The sequence below is a fragment of the Brucella pseudogrignonensis genome (genome assembly GCF_002252525.1).
Taxonomy (GTDB): Bacteria; Pseudomonadota; Alphaproteobacteria; order Rhizobiales; family Rhizobiaceae; genus Brucella; species Brucella pseudogrignonensis.
This window is the reverse complement of record NZ_NNRM01000017.1, coordinates 343,523-358,590: the sequence shown is the minus strand read 5'-3', so window position 1 is coordinate 358,590 and position 15,068 is coordinate 343,523. Positions and strand designations below refer to the sequence as shown.

The window sequence follows — 15,068 nt, the reverse complement described above, 5'->3', positions numbered from 1 at the left end:
CTTATCCGAAAACCGCTACACACTTTTCGGGATGCGCTTTAGGCTATCGGTAAGGCCCGTCAGATGGATGCCGCATTCGGTCTTTTCCGATCCGGCCCAACGTCCGGCACGCTGATCTTCGTCATCGCCGACCGGTCGTGTGCAGGGCATACAGCCGATTGACCGATAGCCCTGCTCTGTCAGCGGGTGGACGGGGAGATCGTGCACACGCGCATAGGCACGCAAATCTTCCGCACTCATATGCGCTAGCGGATTGATGCGAATACGCGGGCCGACCGATTCAAAAACCGGCAAAGCATTGCGGGTCGAAGCCTGAAACTGCTTCCGGCCGGTCATCCACGCACGGTAGGGGGCGACAGCACGCGCCATCGGTTCCACTTTGCGAATGAAGCAACAGCGGTCCTTGTCTGTCATCGACAAAGCGCCAAACGGGTCATCGGCTTTCACGTTTTCCTCAAGCGGCAAGATATCCTGCACATCGAGAAGTCCCAACCGATCCACGAGATCATGCCGATAATCGAGCGTTGCGCGGAAATGCTTGCCCGTGTCGAGAAACAGAACCGGCGTTGCCGGATCGATCTCGGAAATCATGTGCAGCAGCACAGCGGATTCAGCACCGAATGATGAAACGACTGCAATTCCCCCATCAAAGAGTTCGCGCGTGCTGAGCGCAATCACCTCTTGCGGAGAGGAAGCCCCATGGCTTCCCTCCAAAAGACGGGCTCGCGCCTCTGCCCTCTGATCTGCACTCAGATCTGAATTGAGATCAAGGTCAGGCCGCACGGCTCACTTCTCCATAAAGCGCACGTTTGAACGGCTCCATGCCAACCCGACGATAGGCAGCAAGGAAAGTCTCTTCGTTGTTTGCGCGCAAACCGAGATAGGTATCGACCACGGTTTCAATCGCATCGACCACTTCTTCAGAAGAAAATCCACGTCCGGTGATGTCGCCAATCGACGAATGCTCGTCACCCGAACCACCAAGCGTGATCTGGTAAAGCTCCTCGCCCTTTTTCTCGACGCCAAGAATACCGATATGGCCGACATGGTGATGACCGCAGGCATTGATGCAGCCGGAAATCTTGATCTTGAGATCGCCGATTTCAAGCTGGCGCTGCTGATCGCCGAAACGCTCAGAAATGCGCTGCGCAACCGGGATCGAACGCGCATTGGCAAGCGCGCAATAGTCAAGGCCGGGACATGCGATGATGTCGGTAATCAGACCGGCATTGGCCGTAACCAGACCATCTGATTGAAGCAGATCATAGACTGCTGGAAGATCGGCCTTGGCTACATGCGGCAGAACCAGATTCTGCTCATGGCTAACGCGGATTTCATCGAAAGAATAGGTCTCGGCAATATCCGCCACCAGTTCCATCTGCTCCGCACTTGCATCGCCCGGGATCCCGCCGATTGGTTTCAGCGAAATCGTGACAACGGCATAATCCGGGTTCTTGTGTGGCGTAACATTGCGCTTGGTCCATGCCGCAAAATCTGCATCGGATTTCTGCGTGACCGCCAGAATTTCCCATCCTTCGGGACGCTGCGGCAGATCCGGCATCCGGAAATAACTTTCAATCGCATCAATATCGCGCTGCGGCAGTTTCAGATCACCGTAACGGATCTGTTCCCACTCAGCATCAATCTCTTGCACCAGCGGCTCAACACCGGTTTCATGAACGAGGATTTTGATGCGTGCCTTATATTTGTTATCGCGGCGTCCATAGAGATTATAGACGCGGACGATAGCCGTCACATAGGTCAGCATATCCTCAAGCGGCAGGAAATCGCGGATTTTCTTGGCAATCATCGGCGTGCGCCCCTGCCCACCACCGATATAGACGGCGAGACCGAGTTCGCCTGCTTCGTTCTTCTTCAGCTGCAGGCCAATGTCGTGCACCTGAATGGCCGCACGATCATGCTCAGAACCGACAATCGCAATCTTGAACTTGCGTGGGAGATAGGAAAACTCCGGATGCAGCGACGACCACTGGCGTAGAATTTCTGCCAGCGGGCGCGGATCGGCTACTTCATCATGCGCAGCGCCGGCAAAATGATCAGCCGTCACATTGCGAATGCAATTGCCCGACGTCTGGATCGCATGCATTTCGACTCCCGCAAGTTCCTCGAGAATTTGCGGCACGTCTTTCAGTGCAGGCCAGTTGTACTGGATGTTCTGACGCGTCGTGAAATGCGCGAAGCCACGGTCATAATCCCGCGCAATGGAGCCAAGCCTGCGCAGCTGGCGGCTCGACAATGTGCCATAGGGGATCGCAACACGCAGCATATAGGCATGTAATTGCAGATAAAGACCGTTCATCAGCCGCAAAGGCTTGAACTGGTCTTCCGTCAATTCGCCAGAAAGGCGACGCCCAACCTGATCCTTGAACTGTGCAACGCGGGCCGCAACAAAGTCGCGGTCAAATTCATCATAACGATACATATTTACTTCCGATATTCAGATCAGGAGGCTTGCTTTAACGCTGGTTGACCAAGCGTAATGATGGTGGGACCGGAGAGTCGGATACGTTCGCGCAGGCGAATGGGATAAAGCCCTTCGTCGCGCTCTTCGACATCGATGACATTGACGTCGACAACCAGATTGGCTTTTGCTGCCACCTTGCCAGCTTCTTCAAGTGCGCTGACAGCTTCCGCATGACGGGCAACCAACGCACCATCGATGGTTTCCTGCCATGATCCGTCAGCGCCAAGCCACACAGCCTGTCCATCCATGAGCCGGTTTGCAGTGAGAACTTTTACAACCATTTTCCCAACTCCTGATTTAAGCCGCGACTGCAACGGGTCTAACCGCCAGCGCCTGCGCTTTGTCGATAGCGGCGCCTGCAACAGCATCGCCGATGATGACCATGACCGGACCGGAGAGTTCTTTGCGCTCTTCCAGAGACGGCAGATCTTTCAATGTTCCATGAAACAGCCGCTTATCCTTGCGGCTGGCATTCTCAACAACCGCGACAGCCGTATCTTCATGCAGACCGGCAGAGATCAAACGGCTGGCAACCGAGGCTGCAACGCTTGAGCCCATATAGACGGCAATCGTTGCACCGGAGACGGCAAGCTTGGCCCAGCCCGGCAGCACATCGCCTGCCATGTCGTGGCCCGTCGTGAATACCAGCGAGGAGGCCACACCACGCAAGGTGAGCGGCAGTTCCATATCGGCAGCAGCAGCGAAAGCAGACGTGATGCCCGGCACGATTTCAAAGCCGATACCAGCTGAACGCAATGCTGCCATTTCTTCGCCCGCACGGCCAAAGACCAGCGGATCGCCCGCTTTCAGACGCACCACGCGCTTGCCTTCTCGACCAAGGCTAACGAGCAGATCATTGATCTCGTTCTGGCTCTTGGAATGGCATCCCTTGCGCTTGCCGACCGAAAGACGCTCCGCATCGCGACGCCCCATGGCAATCACGCCTTCCGGCACCAGTGCGTCATGCACAATCACGTCTGCTTCCATCAGAACGCGATGTGCGCGCAGAGTCAGCAGATCTTCTGCACCCGGACCAGCACCAACGAGCCAGAAATAACCGGCAGCATGTTCTCTTTGCTCGATTAATTCATTTGCAGCTTTGTATGCTTCTTCGCGATCACCGTTTTCAACAGCACGCGCTACGGAGCCGGAGAAGAACCCACGCCAGAAACTGCGGCGCGCCAGACCTTTTGGCAAAAGCTTTTCGACCAGCGGACGCCAACTTTCGGCATAATGCGCAAGCTCACCAAGGCGTGGCGAGAAGGCCGCATCAATGCGCGCACGCACCATCTGTGCCAGCACAGGGGCCGAGCCTTCGGTGCCAATCGCAATTGCAATCGGCGCGCGGTTCACGATGGCAGGGGTCAGGAAATCGCAGAGCGCAGGACGGTCGACAACGTTGACTGGAATTTTCAGCGCTTTGGCCGATGCTGCAATGGCGCGATCCTGATCTTCATCACCCGTGGCGACAAAAACCAGCTTCGCACCTTCAAGAAGATCGGCGCTAAAAGCTTGAGAAACATGTTCCGAACTGTGGCTTTCGATGAAGCTCGCCAAGACTGGTTCAAGCTCTTGCGCAATGATGCGCAAACGAGCGGACGTCTGTGCCACGAGCCGCGCTTTGTTGAGCGCTTCTTCGCCGCCGCCAACAATAACCACTACCTCTTCCGAAACACGGAAGAAGGCAGGAAAATCAGCAAGAAGTCGTTGGGACGCGAGAGCCACAGCAGTATCCTTTTTAAGACTGCTGGCATTATCCCCGGACTGGCGAAATTTTATAAGAAACGGGCTTGCGTGCGCAAATCGCGCGGAGCATCACTTTTTCTCTGAAAAGGCATTATGAGGATTTTAATTCCTGTTTGCCTCAAATTATATCCCATAATTTTTGTAGGATTAGCATTTGAGCGCCGTGCGTCCTATTGAACACACAAAGGACGCTCAAACACTAAAAATGCGCATCGAGCTTTCCAAAAATCGATTTCGATTTTTGGGCCGATGCGTGACTAGCTATAATTGCCCGACGTAAAAAATGCTGGAACATGTTTTGGCCAGCGACGTGGCAGAACAGCTACGAGGTCAAAGCGCAGCGATAACTGTGCGTAATCCTTTTGCCGTTGCAACCACATATCCGCCGCCGCCTCGATACGGCGCATGGACTGCGGCGTGACGGCAAGTTGCGCTGCTTCAACGCTTGTTCGTGCTTTGACTTCGACAATGAGAACAAGATTGCCGCGCCGGGCGATCAGATCGATTTCGCCAAGCCGCGTGCGGTAGCGCCGTGCCACGATGCGAAAACCTTTGAGCATAAGCGCAAACGCGGCCAGCCGCTCGGCGCTGTGTCCGCGAAAGAAAGCAACACGCTTTTTCTCGCGGAGTTCACTCATCAGTCCTGCGCCTTCAACTGCATCAGGCGCTGATACAGCACTGATTTCTGCCCGCCAGTCATCTTTGCTGCCTCGCCTGCAGCTTTTGATGGCGGCAATTCCTGCGATAATGACAGCAACAGCTTGTCGATATCCTCTTCGCTCTGCGGACCGGCTTCCCCTGTTGGCGGACCAACCAGCAACACGACTTCACCGCGAATACGATCTTCGCCATCGAATTGCTGCTTTAACTCACCCAGAGGTGCAGTCACGATGGTTTCATAGGCTTTGGTCAGCTCACGGCAAAGGGCTGCTTCACGCCCATCGCCAAAGACCTCCGCCATATCGGCGAGCGTTGTCGCCGTGCGGTTGGGCGATTCATAGAACACAAGCGTTGCTTCGATATTCTTGAGGCTCTCGAGCTTGGATGTCTTCTGGCCGTGTTTGACCGGCAAAAAGCCGCAAAACATGAATGCATCAGTCGGAAGTCCGGAAGCAGCCAGTGCCGCAAGGAGAGCGGAAGCACCAGGCACCGGCACCACACGAATGCCTGCCTCACGGGCCTCGCCAACAAGGCGGAAGCCCGGATCGGACACAAGCGGCGTGCCTGCATCTGAAACGAGCGCAACACTCTTGCCGCTTTCAAGGGCTGCGATCAGCTTTGCACCTGCCTCAGCGGCATTATGTTCGTGATAGCTGATCGGGCGGCGCGAAATACCATAGCGATCGAGCAACACGCGGGTCACGCGGGTATCTTCACAGGCCACAATGTCGGCACTCGCAAGCACTTCCAGCCCGCGCAGCGTCATGTCACCGAGATTGCCAATCGGGGTCGAGACGATATAGAGCGCAGGTTCGATCGGACGTGCACGCTGGGCGGTGCCACCGACAACAAATTCGCGTTTCTGTTCGTCCAAAAATTCACTCATCACCAGTCCTTATTTACACATGTCGTTATCGGGAAACCGGTTCCCACTTTCCCGCGACATGCGCTAAGCCGCCAGATCAGCCACCAGCGCATCAAGCACGAGCGCGCCATCTGGCGTTGCACGGATGAAGCTTCCATCCATTTTTTCGATCATGCCCGATGCGACCAGCCGTTCAAGGCGCTTGCGATCGATATCGTGGCCGGTCAGACGCTGATAACGCGCAAGATCAATACCTTCTCGCAACCGCAAGCCCATCATCAGAAACTCATCGCCCTGCGGTTCACCATCGAGATGTTCTTCCTCGATAATACCGTGACCGTGGCTTGCCACTTTTTCCAGCCATGTTTCCGGATGCTTTTCGGTCATTGTAACGGTGCGCAAGTCGTTTTCGACAAAACGTCCATGCGCGCCGGGGCCAATGCCGACATATTGCCCATAACGCCAATAAACCAGATTGTGCTGGGATTCACGTCCCGGCACCGCATGGTTTGAAATCTCATAGGCCGGAAGACCATGTTCCGCGGTGATCTTTTGCGTTTCTTCATAAAGAGCGGCAGCATGATCCGGGTCCGGTGTGGTGAGCTTGCCCGCCTTCCAGAGATTATAGAACTGTGTGCCTTCTTCGATTGTCAGCTGGTAGAGCGAGAGATGATCGGCAGCAAGGCCGATGGCTTCTTTCAGCTCTTCACGCCAGGCTTCAATCGTCTGATTTGGTCGCGCATAGATGAGATCGAAAGACAGACGTGGGAAAATTTCACGCGCAAGCCGGATTGCGGCCTTGGCTTCTTCAACCGAATGCATTCGCCCAAGACGGCGCAGATCAGGATCGTTCAGTGCCTGGATGCCAAGCGAAACGCGATTGACGCCCGCTGCACGATAGCCCCGGAAACGATCAGCTTCCACGCTTGTCGGATTGGCTTCCAGTGTCACTTCAATATCGGGCGCAACAGTCCAGCGCGACGCAATACCATCAAGCAGGCTGCCAACAGTGGAAGGCTGCATCAGCGACGGCGTACCGCCGCCCAAAAAGATGCTGGTGACGGTGCGCGGGCCTGTGCGGGCGCGCAATGTGTCCATCTCACGGTTGAAAGCTTCCGCAAAGCGTGGCTGATCAACCGGCTGATGACGCACATGGCTGTTGAAGTCGCAATACGGGCATTTTGCCAGACAGAACGGCCAGTGCAAATAAACGCCAAACGCCGTTTCTCCATCTGCGCGCGCAATTGGTAGAATATTCGCTGAAGCGTCAGGTGGAGAAAAATGATGGTTCATTCGGGCGTATCCGAAACAACACCGAGCGCCTTTTCCGCAAACAGCTTGAAGGCACGCGCACGATGCGAAAGCGCAGACGCGTCGCCCGGCGTCCAGCCGTGCTTCTCGTCAGCAGTCATTTCGCCAAAGGTCTTTTCATAGCCTTCCGGCTTGAATACCGGATCATAGCCGAAGCCGATATCGCCGCGCGGAGGCCAGATCAGTGTGCCTTCCACTTCACCGCGATAATATTGTGCCTCACCATCCGGCCATGCAAGGCAGATAACCGAAACAAAGCGCGCCTTACGCTCGGCAGGGGTGAGAGCACCCTTTTCCTGCAGAAGATCTTCAACCTTCTTCATCGCCATATTGAAATCGCGTGTGCCGTCTTCGGTCTCCGCCCAGTCAGCAGTGTAAACGCCCGGATTGCCATCGAGCGCGTCAACCATCATGCCGGAATCATCAGACAGAGAAGGCAAACCCGTAGCTTCCGCTGCGGCCAGTGCCTTGATATAGGCATTCTGCTCAAACGTCGTTCCGGTTTCTTCCGGCTCCGGCAGGCCGAGAGCTGCAACAGAACTGACCTCGAAGCCAAACGGGGCGATCAGCCCATCGAATTCGCGCAATTTGCCTGCATTGTGCGATGCGACGATCAGTTTGCCTTTTTCAAGCACCCGCATTTTTTAACTCCAAAGTTTCGGCTCAGCGAATTCCAGCGAATTGCCGGAGGGATCGCGAAAATAAATCGAACGTGCGCCATTGGGCCATTCGAAATCGGACTCGATAGCAATCCCGTGCTCTTCGAGATAGCTGCACCAGTCGTCAATCTCATGACGTGTGGCTGCAAAACAGACATGCCCTGCACCGATCGTCCCATGCGGTGGCACAGGCAGCGATCCGGGCGCGGGTGGCTTCAAAGTTTCTTCCGCCTTAAACAACAGTAAAATACCATCGCCACAGCGGAAGAATGCATTGCGTTCACTGACCTTGCCCACCGGCGCAAGCCCGATGATGTCGCGATAAAACGAAATCGCCTCAGCAACATCACGGACATAGAGCGCGGTTTCAAGAATGCGGGATGCCTGCATTTTCGGCCACCTCTTTCATGGAGATGGCCTTAACTATCAGGCAAGTGCTGCCTTCTGCAACTCGACGAGCTGATTAATGCCGCCGCGTGCAAGCTTCATAAGCGCTGCAAACTCTTCTTCCGAGAATGGTGCGCCTTCAGCTGTACCCTGAATTTCGACAATGCCGCCCTTGCCGGTCATCACGAAATTGCTGTCGGTTTCTGCCGCCGAATCCTCGACATAATCGAGATCAAGCACAGGCTGACCTTCGTGGATGCCGCAGGAAATGGCCGCAATATGATCTTTAAGCACCTTCTCAAAGCGGATCATCTGCCGCGCTTCCATCCAGCGCAGGCAATCATAAAGGGCAACCCAGCCGCCGGTGATAGCAGCTGTGCGCGTGCCGCCATCAGCCTGAATAACATCGCAGTCAACGGTGATCTGAAATTCACCAAGCGCCTGAAGATCAACCACTGCGCGCAGCGAACGACCGATAAGACGCTGGATTTCCTGCGTACGACCACCCTGCTTGCCAGCGGCGGCTTCACGGCGCATACGGTCGCCGGTCGAACGTGGCAACATGCCATATTCTGCCGTGACCCAGCCCTTACCTGAATTGCGCATCCAGCCCGGCACCTTTTCTTCAAGGCTTGCCGTGCATAGAACGTGGGTGTCGCCGAACTTGACGAGGCACGAGCCTTCCGCATGTTTGGAGACGCCGCGCTCAAAAGAGACGGCACGCATTTCATCAGCAGCGCGCTTGGATGGACGCATCGTATTTCCTCAATTCGTTTTTCGTTGCGGCTTTTTAGGCTTGTCGCGCTCGAATGAAAAGGAATTTCGCAGTATCTTACAACAGAGGTGTTGAGAGAGGTGAAACTGTAAACCCAAACCCTTTGACGCATCGGGTTGCTCGCTTATATTTATAGTCTGCAATTCAAAGGGTTCGCATTGAGACCATGATCAAGTCACCGGAACATCAGCTGCTTAATGCACTCGACCAGCGGTCGCGCGATATTTTCCGGCTGATCGTCGACAGTTACCTCAATGATGGCGATCCCGTCGGGTCGCGCAACCTGTCGCGCCTGCTGCCGCACAGTCTTTCTCCGGCCACCATTCGCAATGTGATGAGCGACCTTGAGCATCTTGGCCTGATCTATGCACCGCATATTTCCGCCGGGCGTCTGCCAACCCAGATCGGTCTGCGTTTCTTTGTCGATGCTTTCATGGAAGTGGGCGACCTGCCGCCCGATGAGCGTTCCTCCATTGAGGCTCAGGTGCGTTCGGCAGGTATGAACAATTCGGTCGAGAGCGTGCTGACGGAAGCCAGTCAGGTTCTTTCGGGCCTTTCGCGTGGGGCTGGCCTTGTGCTTGCAACCAAGGCCGAAGGTGCGCTTAAACATATCGAATTCGTGCGTCTTGAACCGACCCGCGCGCTTGCCGTGCTGGTGATGCAGAATGGCGATGTCGAGAATCGCGTTGTGAACCTGCCTGCTGGAATCTCCGCTTCGCAGCTGGTGGAGGCTTCCAACTTTCTCAACGCGCATATTCATGGCCATACGCTGTCGGAAGCGAAATCGGAATTGGAAAAGCTGTCGGAAGAAACCAGACAGGAACTCGATCAGCTCTCGCAGGAACTTGTTGCACAGGGACTGGCTGTGTGGAGCGGCGCGGGTTCTGACCAGCCTGCACGCCTCATCGTGCGCGGTCGTGCCAACCTGCTTGAGAACATTCATGCACAGGAAGATATTGAACGCCTGCGCCACCTGTTCGACGACCTCGAAACCAAGGACGGCATGATCCAGCTCCTCGATCTGGCTGAATCGGGTTCCGGCGTGCGGATTTTCATCGGCTCGGAGAACAAGCTTTTCTCGCTCTCCGGTTCATCGCTAGTGGTGGCCCCTTATCGTGACAGCGAACAGCGTGTTGTCGGTGCTCTGGGCGTCATTGGACCAACCCGGCTCAACTACGCCCGCATCGTGCCGATGGTCGACTACACCGCGCAGATTGTCTCCCGATTGCTGCGCTAATTTCTGATATGAAGTGTCAGACTTGCCAAGGCTAAGAAATTAGACCTTGATTTTAACGCCGCGAAACTCGATATCCGGCCCAAACACTATTCAAGACGGAAGAAGCATTATGGCTGATGAAAAGAATACACCCGAAAACCCCGATCTTGAGCAGCGCGATATCAACAATCCTCGTGATCGTGATGCGCTGAAGCGTGCTGCCGATGATTTTCTGAAAAGCCGCAAGGCTGAGGCACGCGCCGAGGTCGAAGAAGAAGCTGTTGACACCGAGAGCCTGGCTGCAAACACCATTGCAGCACTTGAAGCCGACAATGCAGAACTGAAAGATCAGATGCTGCGTCTCGTTGCGGAGATGGAAAACCTGCGCAAGCGCACACAGCGCGACGTGCAGGACGCACGCACCTATGCTGTAACCAATTTTGCCCGCGACATGCTCTCGGTTTCCGACAATCTGAGCCGCGCGCACGAAGCCATTCCTGCCGACGCGCTGGAAAGCGACGCCAACCTCAAATCGCTTGCCGAAGGTGTGGAAATGACCGAACGCGCCATGCTGCAGGCTTTGGAGCGTCACGGCGTGACCAAGCTTAACCCTGAAGGCGAAAAGTTCGACCCGAACTTCCATCAGGCTATTTTCGAAGTGCCTAACCCTGATCTGCCAGCTAATACGGTCGTGCAGGTCATGCAGGCCGGATACGCCATCGGCGACCGCGTACTGCGCCCGGCGATGGTTGGGGTTTCCAAGGGCGGTCCAAAGGCTGCCGCCGAGACGGCACCTGAAGGCAATGCTTGATTAGCATTTCCAGCAAAAGCGCGAAGCGGTTTTGCTTGGGATAATGCGATAAAAACAAAGAGAAAGAGCGGCGTGTTCATCGCCGCTCTTTCTTTTTGTCGCTATCCATTGGACTATCGACACACTATCAGCTGGGAGGCCGTGCGTGACGATCTTTGATTTTGCAAACTTTGCAGGGGTTTTCGTCTTCGCTGCCACCGGCGCTCTCGCCGCATCACGCCGTCAGCTCGATATTATCGGCTTTATCTTTCTCGCCAACGTGACTGGCATCGGCGGCGGTACGATGCGCGATCTGGTACTGGGCGCACCGGTTTTCTGGGTAGTTGAGCCGTTTTATCTGCTGGCAGGAACGTCTGCCGCCATCATCGTCTATTTCACCGCACATCTGGTCGAATCACGCTACCGGCTTTTACTGTGGTTCGATGCCATCGGCTTGTCAGCCTATACGGTTGTGGGTGCGGCCAAAGGCTTGGCACTCGGCTTTGGGCCATCCGTTGCCATCGTCACCGGCATTTTTACGGCAACGCTTGGCGGCATTTTGCGCGACATGGTGGCAGGCGAGCCATCTGTGCTTATGCGGCGCGAGATCTATGTCAGCGCAGCTCTTGCCGGGGCATGTCTTTATGTGGTGCTGGAACGCTTGGGGATTGATCCGATTTTTGCAGCGCTTGCTGCCGCACTCACAGCCTTTATCGTGCGCGGCGGTGCGCTTTATTTCGGCTGGAATCTACCGGTCTATAAAAGCCGCCCCGGCCGCACAGAGGAAGAACTCAAGCGCGACCGGATTGTCCGGATTGATCAGTAGAGCGGCTCCAGGTCACGCTGAACATTGAAACCGCTCTATCTATTTGTTTTTATAGCACTATCCCAGAAAAATAGCTTCGCACTTTTACTGGAAACTCTCTAATCAAATAAGCTTGGCCTGCGTCGCTACAGCCTTTAGATCGACCAGCGGACGTGGTCCCATCTGCTGAATAATCATACCGGCTGCAAGCGAGCCTAGGCGTGCGCAATCCTCAAGCGAACGGTCCTTGGTGTAGCCATAAAGGAAACCGGCGGCATAAAGATCACCCGCACCTGTGGTATCGATCAGCTCTTCGATCTCAATTGCTGGCACATGCAGCGTCTGATCGGCAGTGATGACGATCGCGCCCTTTTCCGAGCGTGTGACGACTGCCAGCGGGCAATCCTTGCGGATGGCTTCAACAGCTTCATCAAGCGACTTGGTCTGATAGAGCGACTTGGCTTCGTCTTCATTGGCGAAAACGATATCGACCGTGCGGCTGCGCATAAGATCAAGAAACTCATCGCGATAGCGATCAACGCAGAATGGGTCGGACAGGGTCATGGCAACCTGACGGCCGTGCTCATGCGCAATCTTGGAAGCCAGAACAATGGCTTCCTTGGCGCGTGGCGGATCCCACAGGTAACCTTCGAAATAAGTGACGCGGGCATCGGCAACTTTGGAGGTTTCGACATCTTCCGGCCCAAGCTCGACGCAGGCACCCAGATAGGTGTTCATCGAACGCTCGCCATCCGCAGTTACGAAAATCATGGAACGGGCAGTCGGTGAGCCTTTTTCCAATGCGCGCGTATCGAATGCTACGCCCTGTGCGCGAATATCATGGGAAAAAACCCGGCCAAGATGGTCTGTTGCAACCTTACCAAAAAAGGCGGAACGCCCACCGAGGCTCGCAACGCCTGCAGCGGTATTACCAGCACTACCACCCGACATTTCCGTGACCTGACCTTTGATGCGGCCATAGAGCAGTTCTGCCCGGTCGCCATCAATCAGGTTCATGGCGCCTTTGATGATGCCATTTGTTTCTAGGAATGCATCTTCCGTGCGCGAGATAATATCGACAATGGCGTTGCCAATGCAAAGAACGTCGAATGTAGCCATGAGCTGATCTGGGGCTCCCCTTTTTGTCTGTTGCCCGCCTCTGTACAAGGCATTCAGGCAACGGTACGGCGGCAGTCATGTGGGGCCGGTTTAGCCTTTTGCAAGTGCTTTGACCACCCTGTTAAGCCTGCCTCCTGTGGGTAGCACATATTGTACCGATCCATCGGCCTTCCTATTTTGATCGCATAAGATCACCGAAAGTGGGCCTGAATGATCATTGAAGCGGCAATAAAAGCCCTTAAACGCCTTCCAACGCCGGAGTTTCGTTCGGTTTTGTGGAAAACACTGGGTTTGACGCTCTTGTTGCTGATCGGGCTTTGGGTCGGAATTCGTCAATTATTTTTTACTTTAGCCTGGCCGTGGATGGCCCAATTGTTGCCCGGAATGCCCGAATGGGCTGGCTGGCTCGGTATTGCTGCAGCCATTGTTGCCGGTCTGGGACTGGCGCTCGTGCTCGCTTTAATGATTGCACCCGTCACCGCACTTGTGGCCGGTATCTTCCTTGATGATGTCGCGGACGTTGTTGAACGTGAGGACTATCCCGGTGAGCCCGCAGGCACGCCCCTGCCGCTGGGCCGTTCCGTTGTGGTGTCGCTTAAGTTTCTGGGCGTGGTCGTTCTCGGCAATATCGCAGCACTTTTTCTGCTCTTCGTACCCGGCATCAATCTGATCGCCTTTTTTGTGATCAACGCCTATTTGCTGGGGCGGGAATTCTTTGAATTTGCCGCGATGCGTTATCGGTCCGAGAGCGAGGCCAAGGCACTACGCTCGCAATATGGGGTGACAGTTTTCCTCGCGGGTCTGGTCATTGCGGGATTTCTCGCGATCCCGATCGTCAATCTGCTGACGCCGCTGTTTGCGGCTGCGATGATGATTCATCTGCACAAGGCAATTTCGCAGCGAGAAATTTTAAAACTGCGGCGGTAACGGAATGAGCGCTGCGGGTACGTCACAGGTCTTTCCGGGATATTTGCAGATATCAGCGATCACGCAATTCTCGCATTCAGGCTTGCGCGCCTTACAGGTGTAACGCCCGTGCAGGATGAGCCAGTGATGCGCGTGAAACAGATATTCTTTCGGAATAACCCGCATCAGAATAGCTTCTATCGCATCCGGCGTCTTGGCTGGTGCAAGACCAATCCGATTGCCGATGCGCAGGATATGCGTGTCCACAGCCATGGTTGAGTGGCCAAAAGCCATGCTCAATACGACATTGGCGGTCTTTCGGCCAACGCCCGGCAACTTCACCAATTCGTCGCGATCATCCGGGACGTCACCGCCATAATCGCGAATGAGCGCTTCGGACAATAGAATGACGTTTTTCGCCTTGTTGCGCCAAAGACCGATCGTGCGGATATAATTGCCAACCGTGTCTTCGCCCAGCGCCAGCATTTTTTGCGGCGTGTCGGCAATCGCAAAAAGCGCACGGGTAGCCTTGTTCACTCCCACGTCTGTTGCCTGTGCCGACAAGACGACGGCGACGAGCAGCGTGAAGGCATTCACATGTTCGAGCTCACCCTTTGGTTCGGGGCGCAAAATGGAAAAGCGGCGGAAAATCTCGTGGATTTCATCAGCCGTGTAGAGCGTGCCTGCAACCCGACGCGGGCGACGAACCTGAGTTGTCGCTGCGTCATTCACGGGCGATTTGATTTTGGCGTTTTCCATTTTGTCTCTATACTTGGCTCCATCCGCGGAAAACAGTTCACAGCTTGACGCAGCCCGGAGCAAATGTGCATGCAGCATCCAGACGGCGCAAATCCAGACAGATTTGATACCCCAATTTTTGAAGCTCTGCTGACGCCTTATCGCTCATTGGGACGAACGGGTTTTCGTGTGTTGATGGGCGCCATGATCTGCTGCTGGCTGTTTGTCTGCTTATTGTTCTGGTCAATAGGCGCGTGGCCGATCATCGGCTTTTTTGGCCTTGATGTGCTGGCAATCTATCTGGCTTTTCGCTGGAACTACCACGCGGCCAAGGCACGCGAGGAAATATCCGTTTCACGGTCAGAACTCTCCATCCGAAAATATGAAGCCTCCGGCAAGATGACCAGCCATCTGTTTCATCCGTTCTGGACACGATTTAATGTCGCCAGAAAACCGGATATCGGCATCACGACGATGCATGTTGAAAGTCGTCAGAACAGTGTTCTCGTCGGTGGTTTTCTCAATCCCGATGATCGCGAGAGCTTTGCCACGGCTTTCGGCAATGCGTTAAGCGAGGCGCGACGCTGACATCGGCACACAGTTTTC

At 55.0% G+C, this 15,068-nt stretch carries 17 protein-coding genes; 5 read left to right on the top strand and 12 right to left on the bottom strand.

Annotated elements, in window-relative coordinates; all coding sequences use genetic code 11:
* Positions 1-15: 15 nt before the first annotated feature.
* The 10 genes from CEV34_RS08285 to rph all read right to left on the bottom strand — a co-directional run bounded on the left by CEV34_RS08285 (position 16) and on the right by rph (position 8,869).
* Entirely contained in the window at positions 16-783 is a 768-nt protein-coding gene (locus CEV34_RS08285) for a phosphoadenylyl-sulfate reductase (RefSeq protein ID WP_374891497.1), read from the bottom strand.
* Positions 773-2,443: a nitrite/sulfite reductase gene (locus CEV34_RS08280; RefSeq protein ID WP_007873324.1), complete on the bottom strand. Its 1,671-nt coding sequence runs from the start codon at positions 2,441-2,443 to the stop codon at positions 773-775. Before CEV34_RS08280 ends, CEV34_RS08285 begins: the two co-directional genes overlap by 11 nt.
* A gap of 20 nt (positions 2,444-2,463) precedes the next feature.
* The gene (locus CEV34_RS08275; RefSeq protein WP_007873322.1) at positions 2,464-2,766 is read right to left on the bottom strand and encodes a DUF2849 domain-containing protein; all 303 of its coding nucleotides are present in this window, start codon (positions 2,764-2,766) and stop codon (positions 2,464-2,466) included.
* 16 nt (positions 2,767-2,782) lie between these two features.
* Positions 2,783-4,210, bottom strand: coding sequence for a siroheme synthase CysG (gene cysG, locus CEV34_RS08270; RefSeq protein ID WP_007873320.1), 1,428 nt, complete (start codon positions 4,208-4,210; stop codon positions 2,783-2,785).
* 278 nt (positions 4,211-4,488) lie between these two features.
* Positions 4,489-4,869, bottom strand: coding sequence for a YraN family protein (locus CEV34_RS08265; RefSeq protein ID WP_007873319.1), 381 nt, complete (start codon positions 4,867-4,869; stop codon positions 4,489-4,491).
* Positions 4,869-5,777: a 16S rRNA (cytidine(1402)-2'-O)-methyltransferase gene (rsmI, locus tag CEV34_RS08260; RefSeq protein ID WP_007873317.1), complete on the bottom strand. Its 909-nt coding sequence runs from the start codon at positions 5,775-5,777 to the stop codon at positions 4,869-4,871. The genes CEV34_RS08265 and rsmI overlap by 1 nt, the downstream gene beginning before the upstream one ends.
* Positions 5,778-5,840: 63 nt before the next feature.
* A complete protein-coding gene (gene hemW, locus CEV34_RS08255) occupies positions 5,841-7,049 on the bottom strand; it encodes a radical SAM family heme chaperone HemW (RefSeq protein ID WP_007873315.1) in 1,209 nt (402 codons plus the stop codon).
* Complete coding sequence (rdgB, locus tag CEV34_RS08250; RefSeq protein WP_007873313.1) at positions 7,046-7,708, bottom strand: RdgB/HAM1 family non-canonical purine NTP pyrophosphatase; 663 nt, start codon at positions 7,706-7,708, stop codon at positions 7,046-7,048. Before rdgB ends, hemW begins: the two co-directional genes overlap by 4 nt.
* A gap of 3 nt (positions 7,709-7,711) precedes the next feature.
* The gene (locus tag CEV34_RS08245) at positions 7,712-8,116 is read right to left on the bottom strand and encodes a VOC family protein (protein WP_007873311.1); all 405 of its coding nucleotides are present in this window, start codon (positions 8,114-8,116) and stop codon (positions 7,712-7,714) included.
* 36 nt (positions 8,117-8,152) lie between these two features.
* Entirely contained in the window at positions 8,153-8,869 is a 717-nt protein-coding gene (gene rph, locus CEV34_RS08240) for a ribonuclease PH (protein WP_007873310.1), read from the bottom strand.
* A 185-nt stretch (positions 8,870-9,054) separates the two neighbouring features.
* On the opposite strand from rph, the gene hrcA reads away from it, so the two are divergent.
* The 3 genes from hrcA (at position 9,055) to CEV34_RS08225 (ending at position 11,720) form a co-directional block, all read left to right on the top strand.
* Entirely contained in the window at positions 9,055-10,125 is a 1,071-nt protein-coding gene (hrcA, locus tag CEV34_RS08235; RefSeq protein WP_007873309.1) for a heat-inducible transcriptional repressor HrcA, read from the top strand.
* 109 nt (positions 10,126-10,234) lie between these two features.
* On the top strand, positions 10,235-10,915 hold the full coding sequence (grpE, locus tag CEV34_RS08230; protein ID WP_007873307.1) for a nucleotide exchange factor GrpE: 681 nt from the start codon (positions 10,235-10,237) through the stop codon (positions 10,913-10,915).
* 145 nt (positions 10,916-11,060) lie between these two features.
* Positions 11,061-11,720: a trimeric intracellular cation channel family protein gene (locus CEV34_RS08225; RefSeq protein ID WP_007873306.1), complete on the top strand. Its 660-nt coding sequence runs from the start codon at positions 11,061-11,063 to the stop codon at positions 11,718-11,720.
* 102 nt (positions 11,721-11,822) lie between these two features.
* Here CEV34_RS08225 and CEV34_RS08220 read toward each other — a convergent pair whose 3' ends face one another.
* Positions 11,823-12,818, bottom strand: a complete 996-nt coding sequence (locus CEV34_RS08220) for an adenosine kinase (RefSeq protein WP_007873304.1) — start codon at positions 12,816-12,818, stop codon at positions 11,823-11,825.
* A gap of 210 nt (positions 12,819-13,028) precedes the next feature.
* Here CEV34_RS08220 and CEV34_RS08215 point away from each other — a divergent pair, with 210 nt between their 5' ends.
* Positions 13,029-13,745: a sulfate transporter family protein gene (locus CEV34_RS08215; RefSeq protein WP_007873303.1), complete on the top strand. Its 717-nt coding sequence runs from the start codon at positions 13,029-13,031 to the stop codon at positions 13,743-13,745.
* Here the strand turns inward: CEV34_RS08215 and nth are convergent.
* Positions 13,728-14,483 carry an endonuclease III gene (nth, locus tag CEV34_RS08210; protein ID WP_007873300.1) on the bottom strand — a complete coding sequence of 252 codons (756 nt, stop codon included), beginning with the start codon at positions 14,481-14,483 and terminating at the stop codon, positions 13,728-13,730. The genes CEV34_RS08215 and nth overlap by 18 nt on opposite strands.
* A gap of 69 nt (positions 14,484-14,552) precedes the next feature.
* On the opposite strand from nth, the gene CEV34_RS08205 reads away from it, so the two are divergent.
* Positions 14,553-15,050, top strand: a complete 498-nt coding sequence (locus CEV34_RS08205) for a DUF2244 domain-containing protein (RefSeq protein WP_007873297.1) — start codon at positions 14,553-14,555, stop codon at positions 15,048-15,050.
* Positions 15,051-15,068 lie beyond the last annotated feature (18 nt).

Coding starts and splice junctions, on each gene's coding strand:
- CEV34_RS08265 (WP_007873319.1), bottom strand. CDS start 4,869: ATGAGTGAACTCCGCGAGAAAAAGCGTGTTGCTTTCTTTCGCGGACAC.
- grpE (WP_007873307.1), top strand. CDS start 10,235: ATGGCTGATGAAAAGAATACACCCGAAAACCCCGATCTTGAGCAGCGC.
- CEV34_RS08280 (WP_007873324.1), bottom strand. CDS start 2,443: ATGTATCGTTATGATGAATTTGACCGCGACTTTGTTGCGGCCCGCGTT.
- hrcA (WP_007873309.1), top strand. CDS start 9,055: ATGATCAAGTCACCGGAACATCAGCTGCTTAATGCACTCGACCAGCGG.
- CEV34_RS08220 (WP_007873304.1), bottom strand. CDS start 12,818: ATGGCTACATTCGACGTTCTTTGCATTGGCAACGCCATTGTCGATATT.
- CEV34_RS08245 (WP_007873311.1), bottom strand. CDS start 8,116: ATGCAGGCATCCCGCATTCTTGAAACCGCGCTCTATGTCCGTGATGTT.
- CEV34_RS08275 (WP_007873322.1), bottom strand. CDS start 2,766: ATGGTTGTAAAAGTTCTCACTGCAAACCGGCTCATGGATGGACAGGCT.
- rsmI (WP_007873317.1), bottom strand. CDS start 5,777: ATGAGTGAATTTTTGGACGAACAGAAACGCGAATTTGTTGTCGGTGGC.
- rph (WP_007873310.1), bottom strand. CDS start 8,869: ATGCGTCCATCCAAGCGCGCTGCTGATGAAATGCGTGCCGTCTCTTTT.
- rdgB (WP_007873313.1), bottom strand. CDS start 7,708: ATGCGGGTGCTTGAAAAAGGCAAACTGATCGTCGCATCGCACAATGCA.
- CEV34_RS08205 (WP_007873297.1), top strand. CDS start 14,553: ATGCAGCATCCAGACGGCGCAAATCCAGACAGATTTGATACCCCAATT.
- CEV34_RS08215 (WP_007873303.1), top strand. CDS start 13,029: ATGATCATTGAAGCGGCAATAAAAGCCCTTAAACGCCTTCCAACGCCG.
- nth (WP_007873300.1), bottom strand. CDS start 14,483: ATGGAAAACGCCAAAATCAAATCGCCCGTGAATGACGCAGCGACAACT.
- hemW (WP_007873315.1), bottom strand. CDS start 7,049: ATGAACCATCATTTTTCTCCACCTGACGCTTCAGCGAATATTCTACCA.